General features: G+C 38.7%; 12 protein-coding genes. 1 reads left to right on the top strand and 11 read right to left on the bottom strand.

Going from position 1 to position 17,023, the window contains the following annotated elements; all coding sequences use genetic code 11:
* From rbsK to ABOA58_RS10865, 7 genes are all read right to left on the bottom strand, one after another.
* Nucleotides 1-972, bottom strand: coding sequence for a ribokinase (gene rbsK / locus ABOA58_RS10895; RefSeq protein WP_350302298.1), 972 nt, complete (start codon nt 970-972; stop codon nt 1-3).
* Nucleotides 969-1,658 (bottom strand): ribulose-phosphate 3-epimerase, encoded by a 690-nt coding sequence (gene rpe, locus ABOA58_RS10890; RefSeq protein ID WP_137017953.1) that lies wholly within the window; start codon nt 1,656-1,658, stop codon nt 969-971. The genes rbsK and rpe overlap by 4 nt, the downstream gene beginning before the upstream one ends.
* Before the next feature lie 191 nt (nt 1,659-1,849).
* A complete protein-coding gene (locus ABOA58_RS10885) occupies nt 1,850-3,463 on the bottom strand; it encodes a response regulator (protein ID WP_350302297.1) in 1,614 nt (537 codons plus the stop codon).
* A complete protein-coding gene (locus ABOA58_RS10880) occupies nt 3,429-5,300 on the bottom strand; it encodes a cache domain-containing sensor histidine kinase (protein WP_350302296.1) in 1,872 nt (623 codons plus the stop codon). Before ABOA58_RS10880 ends, ABOA58_RS10885 begins: the two co-directional genes overlap by 35 nt.
* The gene (locus ABOA58_RS10875; RefSeq protein ID WP_350302295.1) at nt 5,290-6,327 is read right to left on the bottom strand and encodes an autoinducer 2 ABC transporter substrate-binding protein; all 1,038 of its coding nucleotides are present in this window, start codon (nt 6,325-6,327) and stop codon (nt 5,290-5,292) included. Before ABOA58_RS10875 ends, ABOA58_RS10880 begins: the two co-directional genes overlap by 11 nt.
* A gap of 937 nt (nt 6,328-7,264) precedes the next feature.
* Entirely contained in the window at nt 7,265-8,518 is a 1,254-nt protein-coding gene (gene rhaA / locus ABOA58_RS10870) for an L-rhamnose isomerase (RefSeq protein WP_350302294.1), read from the bottom strand.
* Between the two features lie 190 nt (nt 8,519-8,708).
* Complete coding sequence (locus ABOA58_RS10865; protein ID WP_350302293.1) at nt 8,709-10,778, bottom strand: bifunctional aldolase/short-chain dehydrogenase; 2,070 nt, start codon at nt 10,776-10,778, stop codon at nt 8,709-8,711.
* 706 nt (nt 10,779-11,484) lie between these two features.
* On the opposite strand from ABOA58_RS10865, the gene ABOA58_RS10860 reads away from it, so the two are divergent.
* On the top strand, nt 11,485-12,243 hold the full coding sequence (locus tag ABOA58_RS10860; RefSeq protein WP_350302292.1) for a GTP cyclohydrolase II: 759 nt from the start codon (nt 11,485-11,487) through the stop codon (nt 12,241-12,243).
* A gap of 124 nt (nt 12,244-12,367) precedes the next feature.
* Here the strand turns inward: ABOA58_RS10860 and ABOA58_RS10855 are convergent, their stop codons facing one another.
* The 4 genes from ABOA58_RS10855 to ABOA58_RS10840 form a co-directional block, all read right to left on the bottom strand.
* Nucleotides 12,368-12,595, bottom strand: coding sequence for a hypothetical protein (locus ABOA58_RS10855; protein ID WP_350302291.1), 228 nt, complete (start codon nt 12,593-12,595; stop codon nt 12,368-12,370).
* A gap of 1,156 nt (nt 12,596-13,751) precedes the next feature.
* Nucleotides 13,752-14,765 (bottom strand): bifunctional metallophosphatase/5'-nucleotidase, encoded by a 1,014-nt coding sequence (locus tag ABOA58_RS10850; RefSeq protein ID WP_350302290.1) that lies wholly within the window; start codon nt 14,763-14,765, stop codon nt 13,752-13,754.
* 47 nt (nt 14,766-14,812) lie between these two features.
* Nucleotides 14,813-15,040 (bottom strand): twin-arginine translocase TatA/TatE family subunit, encoded by a 228-nt coding sequence (tatA, locus tag ABOA58_RS10845; protein WP_350302289.1) that lies wholly within the window; start codon nt 15,038-15,040, stop codon nt 14,813-14,815.
* 58 nt (nt 15,041-15,098) lie between these two features.
* Nucleotides 15,099-16,544: an alkaline phosphatase PhoX gene (locus ABOA58_RS10840; protein WP_350302288.1), complete on the bottom strand. Its 1,446-nt coding sequence runs from the start codon at nt 16,542-16,544 to the stop codon at nt 15,099-15,101.
* Between the last annotated feature and the right edge of the window lie 479 nt (nt 16,545-17,023).

Here is a 17,023-nt window from a genome sequence, read left to right as displayed (position 1 = left end):
TCAGTCATAAATTTGATTCAACTTTTGTTTTTTTCCATAGTAATTAATGTTATTGGTTTCACAAAAATGTTCCACTTCTGCTAGCCTCGGCACACCATCTTGGGCCCCCATTTTCGTTACCTTCATCGCCGCTACAATTGAAGCAAACTCGGCTGCTGATTCGATCGTCTCCCCATCTGCAATGGCACAGGCAAGGGCGCCTGCGAACGAGTCTCCTGCCCCCACTGTATCAACAGCTTTTACAGCAATGGGCTCGATAAAGTTTGTTTCACCATTTTGATAAACCAATGCTCCTTTATGGCCCAACTTAATAATGCTATTCTCCACGCCAAAATGATTCTTAAAGAAAACACCCGCTTTGCATGCACTTTCCTTCGAGTTGACTTCGATTCCAGTCAACACTTTTGTTTCCTGCCAATTCGGCGTAATCAAATTAGCATAGGTCAGTGCTTCAGTCGTTACCCCTTCTGCCGGAGCAGGGTCCAAGATAATAAACATATTTTTTTCTTTAGCCCTTTTCATGGCTTGTAGAACAGCCTCATCAGGAATTTCCATCTGTACAAGTAAAACAGCATAGTCATCACTGATGGTAGAAAAACAAATGTCAATATCACTTCTTGTCAAATGTTCATTGGCCCCTTTAATGACAAGCATGGTGTTTTCTGCTGTAGCATCTACTGTAATGACTGCGCATCCAGTTGGATGTTCTGCAACATGTTTCAAGGAGGATATATTCACGTTATTTTGAAGAAGAGAACGTTCTATTTCATGCCCGAATGCGTCCTCGCCAACCGCACCGATTAGCTTTACTGGTTTTCCGAGTTTTGCGCACGTCGTTGCTTGATTTGCGCCTTTTCCACCACTTAATAGCTTCATATTTTCTCCGAAGATTGTTTCACCATGGGCTGGATACTGATTAGTGACTGCGACAATATCCATATTAATACTCCCTACCACTACAATCCCTTTCATGCACAACCCTCGTTTTTCATTTTCATTTGCTCTAAGAATGCCCGGAGTTGGCCAACGGCATCTTCCAGTAATACATCGTTTTTAAATAAACAGGACGTACCGCAAACCAACATGTCGGCTCCATTTTTCAATACACCCGGAATGGTTTCGAACCCAATGTTTCCATCTACCTGAATATCAATTTGGTAGCCTTCCGATTGAATTAATTCTTTTATCTTTTTTATTTTCTTATACATAAGCGGTACAAAGGACTGCCCGGCAAAACCAGGATTCACCGTCATCACCGTTACATAATCGACTACATCCAATACATGTTCAAGCTCTGTGATGGGGGTTGATGGATTTAAGGCTACCCCTGCCTTAATCCCATCATTCTTCAGCTTTTGTAGTGATCTCTGTAAATGGGCAGTTGCCTCTGCATGAATGGAAATCATATCTGCCCCCGACTGAATGAAAAGATCTAAATGGTCTTCCGGTCTTTCAACCATTAAGTGAACATCAAATGGTTTATCCGAGAATTGCCTAATGCTTTTAATTAGATCCGGGCCCATCGTAAAATTAGGAACAAACGATCCATCCATTATATCTAGATGAAAGAAATCAACACCTGCACGGTCTAATCTCATTACTGATTCTTGTAAATTCCCCATATCTGCACACATAAGTGAGGGTCCAATTAAGGTCATATAAACACTCCCGTTCCATTTCATCTTTTATTAAGAAAGCGTTTTCTTTATAAAGGAAGCGCTTTCTTTGTTGATACTTTCACTATAAAGGGAATTGGCATAAGCTGGTAGGTGATAAAATTCGGGTAGGGGGGATTTTCTTCGGGACATTTTCAATGTAGACATAAAAAAAAGCTCCGGAATGGAAGCTTCTACTTTTTCACAAAAAACTCATGAGTATCTCGATATTGAGACGGCAGTTGTCCTGTCCATTGCTTAAACAGCCGACTAAAATATTTGGTATCTTGATAGCCTACTTTTGAAGCAATATCGTAAATCTTTAAATCTGTATGACTTAATAATTCCTTCGCGACTTTTAACCGTTCATTGGTTACATAGTCAAGCACGGTTTCACCTGTCTGATTTTTAAAATACTCACAAAAATAGGTTGAATTTAAATGGACATGATTGGCGATTTTTTTTATTGTGATGTTATCTCCTATATGATTTAGAATCCATTCTTTTGCCTGGCGTATGGGATCTGTTTGGTCATTTTGAAATGCTGCTTGCTTTTTTAACATATTCATGACCCAGCGCTCCGTCTCCTTTTTTAAATGATTAAAATGAGAAGAATCCTCGGCAATGCTAAATGCTTCCTCAAGTAAAAGCGGAAGCTCTTTAAAACCATCACTTTTAATCCATTTATTAATAATTCTAATAGACAAATAGCGAACCGATTCTTGTATTACAAAAGGGGACGTGACATCTTTCAATTCGTTAAAAAATTGCATGAGAGAACGAATGGCAGCTTCTTCCCCATGCTCCATCGCCTCCACTGTCTCTTCTGCCCATTTATAGATGGATGGCGGCACTTCAATCACTTTATTATATGATACATGTTTAAGCATTTCAGATCTGAAAATTTTATTGCCTCCTTGTATCATTCGATATTGCAAGGTAGATCGTAATTCATCTTTAATATTTACTAAAAGGGTAAGGTCATTAAACTCATTCCCAAGGGCAATGGAAACCGTAAAAGGGGTTTGCCGTTGGACAGTTGTTTTTAATGTTATACACAATTGCTCCAAAGCTGAAGGGGTAGTATCCTTAATCAATACCCAACTGGCATGTAGACTATCTTTCCACATCCAATGCGTTGAATGATCATCTAGTAAGTCTTTTATAAGTTTTTTTATTACATCATTCCATCTCCCCCAATCTTCTGGTGAAAAACTTTGGGTTTTGGCAAATGTATGATCGATTCCAATATGGATCAGGGAATAGGTTCCTTCTGGAAATTGCCGCGTCCATTCAAGTAATGATAAGTCCATTGCATCTTTCAACGTTATTTCCATCAGCAATTGAAGCTGCTTTTCATGGGTTAATATCAAGGCTCTTTCTTCTATTTCTCCTATCTTTTCCCTTTCCTTTCGCGCCTCAATTACTTTTTCCTGCACAGTCTTCAACTGCAGTTTAAACTTTTCTCGATCAATCGGTTTCAATATATAATCGACAGCGCCTTCCCTTAGGGCAGTCTGTACATAAAGAAAATCATCATACCCGCTTATAATGAATGGAAATAGCGTTGGTTTAGTTTTTTTCAACTGTTGAATTAACGTTAACCCGTCCATGACAGGCATTTGTACATCTGTTATTAATACATCAACTTCTTCTACTTGATTGATAATTGCATCGTATGCCTCTTGGCCATCGGAGTAAACACCTACAACATGCCACTCTTCCCCACAAGATTGTACTAGTCTTTCTATGCCTCTTCTTATCCTTGGTTCATCATCTACAATGACCGTCCTGACCCTTTGTATCATCTCTGTTCTTCTCCTCTCCTTGAACATACATGCTTACTTGTTGGGCATTTATTTTGGGAAGTCGAATAATCACACTCGTTCCCTTTCCGTATTCGCTATTAATTTGAAGATTATATTGTTCCCCGAACATCATGCCAATTCTTGCATTTACATTGATAATCCCAAAGCCAGAGTCTCGTTTCATCATTGGATCCAAACGTAACTTTTCATTTAATTCAATTAATTTGCTTTCTGTTATCCCTGGTCCGTCATCACTGACTATCAGCAAAAGATCTTCCTCACCTGTCTGAGTTTCCTCATCAGAAATATGTATTTGAATGTCTATTTCCTTTCTTTTTTCCAATCCATATTTAATGGAATTTTCAACGATTGGCTGTAAAACAAACTTGGGTATATAATAATTAACCACATCTGCTCCTTTTTCTATCATAAAATGCAAACGATCTTCAAAACGGAATTGTTGGATGCTTAAATAATCTTCAATGTGCTGAACCTCACTGTTTATAGGAACCAAGCTTTCTTTATTACTGATTGAAAAGCGCATCATTCTACCAAGCAATGTCACCATCTTCACGACTTCATCGCTATCTCCTTCTTCCACAGCCATGCCTATGGTTTCCAGCGTATTATACATAAAGTGAGGATTTATTTGAGATTGAAGGGCGTATAATTCAGCTGTTTTTTTTCGCAGTTCAATGTGGTAGTTTTTTTGAATCAGCTCTCTTATCTCTGCAAGCATAGATCGAAAACTGTTCGCGAGCATCCCGACTTCATCCTTGGAATGTATGGGTATATCTACTAATAAATCACCTTTTTCCACTCGCTTCATGATATCTCCTAATTCGTTTAGTGGACGTGTAACGGTCCAGGCAAAAAAGATAGAGATCAATGTAGTAATGAGTGTGAACAGGATAAAAACGAAAATTGTCACATTTCGGATAACATCCGTTTTTTCCGTCATATTTTTGATTGGCATGCTGTGAACGAGCACCCATGGCAGCTCATTTGATTCACTTATACTGATTAAATTCCGTTTTCCATCGATTTCTGTACGAAAACTACCATTCAGTAATGGGTAATCATGTATTCCTTTTTCCACAGAACCAATTTTTGAATGATCCTTATGATAAATTATCTTCCCCCGCTTATTCATGATCCACATCGTAACATTCTCTTCCTTTTGCAAATCCTGAAGTGATTGTTCAAAAAACGCTACATCGATGGCTATATAGAGCGTTCCTAAATTTTTTCTATTATCGAAATCAGTAATTGGTTTGACTAGCATAAAATAGGAGGGATCCCCTTCAAACGTTAAATTAGTCTGATTAGGAAGGAGCAACTGCATCTCGCCTAGCAATCCTAGGTCATCTGCATATGGCAAGGAACCATCTTCAAAACCAAAACTGTCATAATGGAGACTTGTACTTGCAAATGTACGATTCTTGGAAATAAGAAACGCCCCCAAAATATGAGATGAATTGTTATTTAAATAGGTCCTTGTCAAATAACTCTTCATGATATATTCATCGTGTAGCAAAACCGATTTTTTTTTTGATTGACTGTCTCTTAAAATAGCCATGACATCACCGGAATTATAAATTAAATCAGGTAAGGTCTCTAGTTTTTGAATGTCATTTTCAATGTTGCCATTAACCTGTTTGACAAGACGGGGAATATATTCGCCCACTTCTTCTTCTATTGATTTTGTGTATTGCCAGTATGCAATGAACCCAAGTAAGGCCATAGGTAGAACCGTTAATAATGTATAGGTTGTAACTAGTTTTGTAGTTAAACGCAAGTTTTTTATCTGGATCGGCTTTTTCCCTTTAAAAATCATACTGGTTCACATTTCCCTTTGTAAAATCGATGGGCTCTCCCATAATGACGATATCACCGTTGAATTTAATCCTACCTATGTTCTTAATGTTCTGTCCATCATAAGGAAATTCATCAATCAATAAGTTTTTTGCTAGGCTAACAGTCAAGTAACCCAACTTTTGTGGACTCCATAACGTAATGGTCTGGGCAGCACCCTCCTGTAAATACTCATTCATTAAATTAGGAGTCGATGTACCGACTACGGCAATCTTGCCGATTTTACCTGCATCTTTCACAGCCTGAGCCGCAGCAGGAGGGTTAACCGTTGAAATACCAATAATTCCTTTTAGGTCCGGGTATTTTTTAAATAAATTTTGTGTTACCTTATACGCTTTATGAATATCTTCGTTTGTATATTCCACTTCAACTAGTTTCATAGTTGGATAATATTCTTTTTGTTGGATTTGAATCCAATCAATCCATGTATTAAGATTGGCAGCGGTAGGAGATCCCGTCATAATCGCAAACTCCCCTTTTTCTTCCATTTCAATAGCTAGAGTATCCATTACATGCCTGCCGATTATCTCAGGATCTATCATGTTCACAAAAAAGCTTCTGTATGATGCATTAGTATCAGAATCCCAGGTGATCACCTTGATTCCTTTACGCTTTGCTTTTTGCAGCACCCTACCTAATTTATATGGATCATTTGCAGATACCGCAATTACGTCCACTTTTTTTTCAATTAATTTTGTTATAATCTCTTCCTGCTTTTCAGAGCTGGGGGTAGGTGGGCCTGTATATATGACCTTCACACCTAAGTCTTTTCCCGCCTCCAACGCCCCCTCCTCTACCGCTTTAAAATAAGGAATTCCGTCAATTTTAGGTATAACAGCTATCGTATATGTATCTTTTTTATCCTCGACAGGTTTTGTAGTAACGTCGATACTTTCTTCATCATTGTAAATAATCTCGTATTCTGAAGAATGATCACAGCCGCTTAGTATAAATAAAAACAAAATAAAAGAGATGGGCATCCTTAACATGATTAGCTACCTTCTTTCTTAAATTCTAAACATTAGCACGTATCATGGAAATTGTAAGAAGGAATGACTTAAGAAATGCTTTTATCATCCGGTTACATTTACCGCTGCTTCTTTCTAAGAAAACGGTTTCATAAATGATAGATCTTTCCGGGAGTAAAACCTTACTTTCTTTACTAAAATAGGAAACCTTTATATACTTTCAGGTTTCCCTACAATTTATTGTCCAGCCATGACCTTCTCTGTTTTGTTCATCTACTAAATTACACGAATAGCGCAATGGAAACTGGAAAAATCGTATTTTAGCATCAAGAGTGAAGGCCTTTCTCATTCTCTTTTATATGTATTAAAAATACCTCTATTGTACAATTGAACCCCATCATTTTTTTCTTTTTATTATTGATTTTTACTGTTTTTGAAAGGTTTGTCAATTCAAATTTTACAAACATTTTTAAAATTCAAATAATATTTTTATATAGTTTCACTTGCTCATAGTGTTTCATTTTTAGTTGTATTGGAAAATTACAAAGCAGTCTACGTCATTACATTAACGATTCTTCTTCAGTCATCAGTCTAATTTTCAACAGATTAAATCAATATGGTGTACGATACTCTCATTCCTGATTTAACATTTCGAGTACAAATTGACTAGCTTTCATGTCTATTCATTAACGTGCAATCAAAAAATAAAATATACCCATAGAAAGACCTGTGTCATAGATCGTTATAGGTATATTTTATAAAGGAATTACCTTTCTAATAAGTTTTCCTTTTAACTATATTAATTTTCTAATTTAAAACAAAAACTTTTTTACTTTTTCTCCATCTCTTCGTTATACTTCGGAATTTCCAGACCAATCATTCGGGACGAATCGATAGACCCATATTAATTCAGCGGAATTAGTCACACATCGGTTTGCCGATTCAGGATAACCTTAATTTAACGTTTTGCTAAAACATCACGTTCATATTCTTTCACTTGCGTCAGCCAACTTTCCTTTACCGGTACATTCATTTTCTCACAATAATAATCCCAAATTGCACCAAATGGATAGGTTTTAAATTCCTCCATTAATGCCAGTCGCTCAGTAAAATCCCCTTTTTCTTGCAGTTCTTTCAAATGATCGTTCGGTACAAGTAAGGCATATAAGAGGGCTTTAATCATATTACGCGTACCAATCGTCCAGGCAGCAACACGGTTAATGCTGGCATCAAAGAAATCAAGACCAATGATCACCTGGTTTAATGCATCATTGCGAACAATTTCAAGCGCAATTTCACGAAGCTCATCGTCTAAAATTACGACGTGGTCACTGTCCCATCGAACCGGGCGCGAAACATGAAGTGCCAGTTTATCACTGTATAATAGCATCGAAGAAATTTTGTTCGATACTGTTTCAGTCGGATGATAATGACCTGTATCCACTAAGCAAATTTTGTTATTTTTCAGTGCGTAGCCAAGGTAGAATTCATGCGATCCTACGACATAAGACTCGGAACCGATACCGAATACTTTACTTTCCACTGCATCCCAATTACATGTTTCATCCACTTCTGCCGTAAAAATTCGATCAAGGGATTCTTTTAATCTCTTTCTCGGTGTCAAACGGTCGCTTGGAATATCTTTGTAGCCGTCTGGAATCCATATATTTGTTAAGCAGGGCATGCCGAGTTCACGACCAAAGTACTCTCCGATTTTTCGGCTGGCGATGCAATGATCTATCCAGAATTCACGTATTTCTTCATCTGGATGAGAAAGTGTCAAGCCGTCTGCTGCTTTTTCATGGGAAAATAGTGTCGGGTTAAAATCCAAACCAAGACCGTTTTCTTTAGCCCAATTCAACCAGTTTTCGAAGTGCTTTGGCTCAAGCTGATCGCGTTCGACTGCTTCTCCATTTGTTTCCGCATAAATGGCATGCAAATTGACGCGATGTTTCCCCGGAATAAGCGATAACGCTTTTTCAAGATCCATGCGTAGCTCTTCCGGCGTAGTGGCTTTTCCTGGATAATTCCCCGTCACATCAATTCCGCCCGATAATTCACTTTTGTTCACTTCAAATCCACCAATATCATCACCCTGCCAGCAATGTATCGAAATAGGCACTTTTTTCAGAGTTTCGAGTGCCGCATCCACATCAATTCCCCAATTCGCATACGCTTGTTTCGCCGCTTCGTACTGTTCTTTAATTGTCATATCGTCCCATCCTTTTTAACGGATTGAATAGTTCACTCCATGATTCCTACTACCTTTTCCAAATCATATATTCTTCACTTATCACAATGGGCAGTACATACTTAATCTATTATTTTTGGATAGATTGATTTCGCCTTTGACAAACCCTCCACTTAAAGCAACAAAATCCAAGAAAACAGGCAAAACCTATTCAGCGATTAAAAGCTCCAGGTACACCGCCGTCTACAGTGACCATGCAACCCGTTGTTTTGTCTGCTTTTGATGAAGCGAAAAACGCTATGGACTCAGCAATGTCTTCCGGGAATATATTTACTAGCAATGTCGTACGTTTTTTGTAATGATCTTCAAGCTGGTCTGGCTCTATTCCGTATGCAGCGGCACGCTCTTGACGCCAACCCGATCCCCAAATGGAAGATCCCTGTAATACGGCGTCTGGCAAAACAGAATTAACACGGATTCCGAAATCCCCGCCTTCCACTGCAATGCAACGTGCTAAATGTGTTTCAAGGGCTTTGACTGAACTGTAAGCAGAAGCATTTTTTCCAGCGTAAACAGAGTTTTTCGATCCGACAAATACCATATTTCCTCCTGTTCCCTGTTGTTTCATTTGCTTAAAAGCTTCACGTGCTACAAGGAAATAGCCCGTCCCCAGTACATTCATGTTTAGGTTCCATTCTTTTAAGGTTGTTTCATCAAACGGGCTGGATGTGGCAAGGCCGGCATTGTTGACGATAATATCAATTCCCCCAAATGTAAGAGCTGATTTCTCAAAGGCAATCTGTACCTGCTCTTCACTGGTAACATCCATTTTAAAAGCTGCAGCACGTATTTCCCCGTATTCTTTATTGATTTCATCCGCAACTTTTTCAGCACCTTCAATATTTAAATCAGCTAGAACTACATGGGCACCTTCAGAAACTAAACGCCGTGCTGTTGCGCTGCCAATACCGCCCGCACCGCCTGTAATGAAGGCTACTTTGCGTGAGAACTCCGCTTCTGCCGGCGAAAGAGACAATTTATACAGCTCAAGTGGCCAGTATTCAACGTTATATGACTCATTTTCACTGAGAGATACGAACTCGCCAAGTGCTGTTGCCCCTTTCATAACCGCAATCGCTCGATGGTAAAGTGCTCCGCTCACGTTTGCCATGGCTACGTTTCTGCCTGTGTTGACCATTCCGACACCTGGTATCAAAATAACTCGTGGTGCCGCCTCAAACATCACATCTCCTTCGTTTTTATTGCGCTCGAAGTATTGCTTATATTCTTCCTTATATTGTTGAATACCCGTTTTAACTTTTTCCACCAAGGATTCTGTTCGTTCATTTTGAGGATCCCAGTTAATGTATAGCGGCTTCATTTTTGTATGTACAAGGTGATCCGGGCAAGCGGCACCGACTTGTGATAAGACTGCCGCATTTTTGCTATTCAAAAATTGCAGGACATCATCTGCATCGTCAAAGGTTAAAAGCATTTTTTTCTCCTCGCCCACAGCACCGCGGATAACCGGCATAATCGAAGCAAGTACCTTTTTGCGCTCTGCTTCAGGTAAAGAGTCAAATGCCTGTCCACCAAATGCATCTTCTTCATGCTGGCGGCTTTTAATAAACTCTTCTGCTTCCGTTATAATCGAAATGGTTTTTTCATAGGCTTCTTTCGATGTTTCACCCCAAGTTACCAATCCGTGCTTTTCCATTAAAACAAGCTCGGCCTGAGGGTTATTTTTCACACCTTTTGCAATCATTTTAGACAAAGTGAAGCCAGGGCGCTCATATGGTACCCAGACAAAACGATCACCGAAAATTTCATTGGCGACTTCTTTTCCATTGTCTGCACAGCAAAGACTAATAATTGCATCTGGATGTGTATGGTCAACATGTTTAAAGGGAAGGAAGGCATGAAGTAAAGTTTCAATCGACATACGTGGATGCTTACTGTCGATCATGCAGTGTGACAAATATTCAACCATATCTGCATCAGGCATTTCATCACGCTCGATTAAAGGGTGAATATCCGCTAGATTCAAACCTGTGAAATTGCCCGCTTTCATTGTCGCAAGGTCGGAACCGCTTCCTTTAACCCACATGACTTCAATTTCCCGGCCACGAAAATCTTTTTCCATTGTTTTCATGGATGTATTGCCGCCTCCCCAGTTGCAGACGGCTCGATCTGTACCGATTAAATTAGACCGATAAACCAGTTCTTCTACTCCGGATGTTACTTTTGACGCTTCTTTATCATTCCATAAATTATTAACCATTTTGTTTTACCCCCGTTTATCTTTATTTATGTTTGTTTTATTGTATAACACTTTTGTTTTCATTTGAAGAAGTTTTTTTAATTGTTACCAATTTTATGAAAACAAGGAAAATCGGTGAGCGTGAAAGACAATGGATGTATCCGCATTTTCAACAATCCAAATCATTCTGCAAGGTAATATCATCTAAAAAATCACCATTTTCCTTAGATGAAGTTTGTAAAATAAACGTAAGTACAACAAATGACCATGAATGTAAACACCATGTCCCTTCCATCTTAGAAATAGACAGATGCAAAACTTCCCAAAGACTTCGCAGGACATTTCCTACGGAAAGACATCATTTTCCCGGGTAAACAGGCAGCTGCAGACAAACTTCTTTCTAACCCAAATACCATCGATGCAATAATGTCTCTCAATCCTTTTTACTGAAATTAAGAGATACAGTGTTTTTTTTTATCGAATTCCATTTGAAAAATCGGTGCTGTGGCTTTATTGAGGTTATATGAGTTACTGTTCAAATAAGAAATGGACATGGGTTTTCACACCAAAGATGGAGTTAACCTTTTGTTGTTGTCTTTAGTTTTAGTACATTTGGAGCTTTTGTTTCTATTTAAAATCAAAGATTCACAAAAGAGTGGATTGGGTACAATATGAGATGAACTAGTAAACGTTATCGTAGTATTAGAAGATTCGGGAGGAAGTTTATATGATTAATGAAAAAGTGGCATTGATATTAGAAGAAAAAATTAACGTTATTAAAAGTGATGAAACATCCATTTATTTAGTCGGCCCAATCAAATTACCCATAAACTTAGAGGGCGAAACAATTATATTCCAGTGGTATTGCTGGTTACGATGTGAGTATATGGCGGGTCATTTTTGTGGTGACGGCACTTATAATATAGAAAAGATCATTGAAACTTTAGCCTCTTCCAACTTAGCGGAAATGCAGCAATCAAGTGTGTTACTGTATGGGGATTTTCAAAACTCCTCCGATGCCCTTATCCGGATGCATAGTATTTGTCATACTGGGGATATATTTGGCAGCAAACGCTGTGATTGTGGCTTTCAATTAAAGCAGGCTATGAAAATGATTGCAACTCAAGGATCCGGAGCTTTATTTTATTTAGCGAATCACGAAGGAAGAGGCATCGGATTATTTAGTAAAGCCATGGCTTATGTTCTACAAGAAAAAGGATTGGATACGGTGGAAGCGAATTTGGAGCTTGGATTTGTGGATGATGCACGTAACTATGATGACGCCATTCGGGTGTTAAAAAAACTGCGCTCTAATCCAGTCACCCTTATCACCAACAATCCGAGAAAATTAGAAGCCCTTCAAAACTCTGGTGCCAACGTTGCAGGCAGAGTTCCGTTATGGGGAGATATTTCCGAGTTTAATGAAAAATATTTAAAAACTAAAGTGGTACGTTCCGGTCATTTAAATGATATTAAAGATGAATGACTGATTTTTTTAAATGAAATTGGTTTGTTATATCCCTGAATAGGTTTATAAGTGTGTTTCCGAAAGAGCAGCTGAAGTTAAATTACCAAAAGAACCCTTAATGGTTTTTACTAACCCTTTTCAGTTAATCTTGGATTTTTCCATTAATGACAACACACTTCCCATTTGTAGCTTGCTTTATCATTCTTCCATCCTTGATGTATACAGTGTAAGTATTATTGACTTTAGCATCTAATCTTGCTAGGTCTCCCATTCCTGCTATGATATTTTTGACAGCTTCCCTCTTCAGATTATTCATGACTTGCTTTTTCCATTGTTCCCGTTTGTTTTTTTGTGTATTTTCATCAACCATCAGGATCCCATCCTTCTTGTTTGATTTATGTCTTCTCCGATAATAGTGTATTATTTTTTTATCATCTTGTTACCCATATGCTTTTCCTTATTGGGTGCTTTTAGTGATAACAGCACAGGTTACGGTAAAATGAAAAAATATACAAGTAAAGTGGGGATAAAATAAAATAGCTCACGCAAGTGATAACAAGAAAATACATAAAAACAGGATGCAACGGAAAGTTGCACCCTGCCTGAAAAAGGGGTTTGCTTCATTTCGAATCAGCATACATTCTCTGCGATAAACACCTCATCTACTTTAGAGTAAATACTGGTATCTGACTAGAGTTTACCATCCAAAGCAACCATCCCCTATATCTTAAAAGTTTCCTCAACTTTCAAAGCATAAATGACAATTATTGAATGAGTTTTCTGCTTTTACGTGCAAGAGAACCATCTCCTTGCTCGAATCGATTTTTTAATGAAGCTACCAGTAGTTAAGTTAAACGTCTTTAACCGACACCTCATTTACTATATGATGTGAATCATACGTAATCAGTAGCCCCTTCTTCTTTATTTATAATGACCATCAGCGGTTAAAAAACACCTGGTTGTTTATGGATATCGAGAATTGTTTAAAATCAATTTATAGCTATATAATGAAATTTGGTGAATGAACTCATTAGTACTCTTTCAAACCATTTTCAGCAAATAAAAAAGGCTACACCGTCTACACAAATCGAATAGGAATAAATTATTTTTCACCGCTTTTATTTAGGAACTTATATAGATGAATAAAAGCCTATTGATTATATTTTTATTGGTTGATTTATGGAATAGGATGCGTCTTATTATTGTCATTTTATCAGTTACAGAAGTTTATTTTCATGGTAATTTTAGTGAAATTCTTCGCAATCTCAATGGCATATGAAATGCATTGTTTCCTAACGATCCTTTTATAACAAGTAGTGGAATTAAGCTAAACGACACAGACAAAATCTACACTAAGCTGGATGATTGTCCGTAGGGCGGGAAATGAGCAAAAATAAAAGGCCGCCAGTCAGTTAGTTTTCACCGACTTTCTGACAACCCCTTGCATACTTACTTCATAATTAAGAAAGAAACGACAAAGCGATTAATCTCGCTTTTCCATACCTCATAGCATTATGAAGACTTGATTATTGCGCTTTCAAATCTGCACGATAATCGTCTATAATCGCTTGTATCTCCGGGTCTGCCGGAACATTTGTGACGTCGTAGAGAAATCCATCGGATTCGACCAAAGTCATTTTGGCGTTAACGACTTCGAAAGTCAAATTCAGGCGGCCCAAATAATGTTCTTGTTCTCCGCCGGCTTGAGTAATTGGCACCATCACCTCTCCGTTGAATTCGTATTCGGGAGTTTCGATGACCTTGTGTGTATCTGCGCCGATTACCGCTGAGACTCCGGGAACCTGAGCCAGCTTATGGTCTTCGGGATTTCCGGCATGCGAAAGGACAATGTTAACGTCTGACTTTTCACTCACTTCAGGAAGCAACGCATTCAACGCTTCAACCGGTTCGATGAAATCGAGGTCTGCAACATCATCCCAACCGCGAATTTCCGGCTTCATCGAAGTAAGGCCGATCATGCCGACTTTAACGCCAGTGAAAGTAAAATTCTTCCAAGGTTTGACATTCTGTATGTACTTTCCTGTTTCCCTGTCAATGACATTACCAGTAAGGATGGGGAAATTCACGTTGCGGTGGTAATCCTTTATCTGTTCATAACGGCTGTCCGGTGTGCCCTCCCCGGCAGGGTAAACGCGGAAGTCGTTGTTTCCGAGAGCCATCGCATCATAGTCCAAAGCTTTCAAAAGGGACGTCTCCAACTCTCCTTGACCCGCTTGAAACTCTCCGCGCAGGAAGACATCCCCGCCATCGACGAGAAGCACATTCTCCTCTTCATTGCGCACATTTTCAATGATGGTGGCATATTTCGCAATAGAATTGTGATGAAGGGTTCCATCATCCAGCGTGACGATGTCATCCAAATGACCATGAAAGTCATTCGTTTGGAGAATGGTGAGTTTAAACTTCTCTCCCTCCTTGAGCTTTTCCTCCGCATCTGCCGTAACAGGCTTTGCGACAAAAGCGGCAGCCATCGCCAGCGAAAAGCAGCCCGTCAAAAATATCTTCCCCATTTTTTTCATACTATTTCCTCCAAGCAATTACTCTATTAAATTGTAAAACAAGTTATTTAGTTCCCAGTCTTTTCGGATTTCTCAAGAGCTACTAGTTTATTTTTTTCTTCAGAGTTAGTTTTTTCTTCTTTTTCATTGCTGATCAAATCATTAGTCGCTTTTTTAAATTCTTTTAAAGTGTTTCCAAAAGCCCTTCCAATTTCCGGTAATTTAGAAGGGCCAAAAATGATTAACGCTATGACTAGAATGAGAATTAGACCAGGGATGCCGATACTAGATAACAAAGGTCTCACCTCCTATACCATGATGGTTTGTTAGTACTCAAAAAAATGCGATCATTACTTATAAAATTGGCATACCATGACGCTCTAAAGCTGCTGCTTCTAATAAAGACATGCCTTGTTCTTCTGCGAATGCAGTAAGTCTATCCGAAACAACAGGAGCAAGACTTGCTGGCGGCATAGCCTGGTTCATAGCTCGTCTACGGGTAGAATTTCTGCGTGCAAATGGTCCCCAAATCGCAAAGGTGATACCTGGTGTTTGCATATTTACAAAGAAAGTATTTCCATCTGGAGAAAATGTAGGGCCAGCAAATTCAGAACCGTTCATCATATTTTCAGCGAAAGTATAAATATTTCCTTCAGGAGTTAATCCGACAATACGATCATTACCGCCTCCATCTTCGGCAATCCAAAGATCTCCCCAAGGAGTGATTGTAATATTATCCGGTGCTTCTAAATCATTTTTATCAGTAGACTCATAGAATAGTTCTAAGGTGTTTGTCGCTGGCGTGTAGCGATAAACACGGCCAAGTCGTGCTGAACCTGCACTTGTATCATCAAACCATAAAGTACCTTCAGAAAAATAAGCCCCTTCTAAGCGGCTAAACTGAATACAGCCTTTATCCTTAGCATCCTGCTGTGCGATTTCAGGATTTAATTTTTTCCAAACGATCCCGAATTTTTGTCTAGTATTAAATTGACTTGCAGCTGCAGCCGGCAATTCATCAATCGCTGCCGCTTCAAGGATACCGCCCTTTTGCAGAGAACCTAGCTTTTGACTTCGGTCATGTGGTGTAAAACGGTACAAGAAGCTTGGACTTGCGTCTTCGGTTAAATACCAAATTCCTGTTGAAGGGTCAACATGCCCAGCTTCATGGGAGAAATAACCCATATCACGGATCGGTGTTCTTGACATTTCGTTTTCAGGATCAAGCGGATTTACTTCAAATACAAAGCCATGTCCCATATCACGAGTTTCTTCCATTGTTAACCAAGTGCCCCAAGTCGTAGCTCCACCCGCACAATTACGGATTGTACCTGAACTTGATACATACTGATCAATGACATTGTTATTTTGTCCAACGATTAATGTGGTTGTGCCGCCGGCAGCACCAGCACTCCAAGGTTTTTTTCCGTTTACAGGGTAATCTGAATTTGTCCCATTTTCATGGTTTCTTACAAGAATGGTTGTACCCTTCTCTCCTTTATAGGCAGCCATTCCATCGTGAGCAGAAGGGACAAGGTCACCATTAGGCATGATATCACCAGTTCGTGAAAGCATTTTGTAATGAAATCCCCTTGGCAGATCAAGAACTCCATTTGGATCCTTTACTAGTGGGCCATAGCCACCAAATCCACTTGTTGGATTGCTGGATTCCGCTGCAAATCCTTTTGTAGCCCCTGCAAGAGAAAATACCCCGGTTGAACCAAGTGTCAATGCTAAAGTACTCATTCCGCCAACTTTTAAGAAATTACGTCTGTTTAAACAGCTATTGCTAGATTTCATCAACATTACCTCCAAAAGATCTTTTTGAGGGATGCTATATTCCTTATAGCAAACTCTACCCTTAAAATTAACAGACCATTTTAAACGCTCTGTTAAACCCATGTGATTTTATTCCTTCACATGAAAGATAAACCAAAAGTCACGGTTTATACGAAAACAAAGGAGGTTATAACGACATATATAACATGTAAAGGGTGGAAATTGATGGTATGAGTCAAAAATGGAGAAACAACTAAGGATTTTGTCATAAAAAGACCGATGCAGAATATTAAAGCTTATTAATGGTTTGTAAATATAAGAGATACACTATGACAAACTAGTTAACCCGATTACCAAAATTGACTACTGGACTATTCAAAAACAATCAATAACTTTAACATAGCCAATTATTAAGTCAATGATGTCGCTTATTTTTCGACATATTCTTTTCTTAAAAGGAATTAACACTTGGATAGGCGAATATAGGTATTTAAGTTTAT

The organism is Peribacillus frigoritolerans (genome assembly GCF_040250305.1).
GTDB lineage: Bacteria > Bacillota > Bacilli > Bacillales > DSM-1321 > Peribacillus.
Note: the sequence above shows the minus strand (reverse complement) of the source record. Positions and strands in the feature narration are given on the sequence as shown.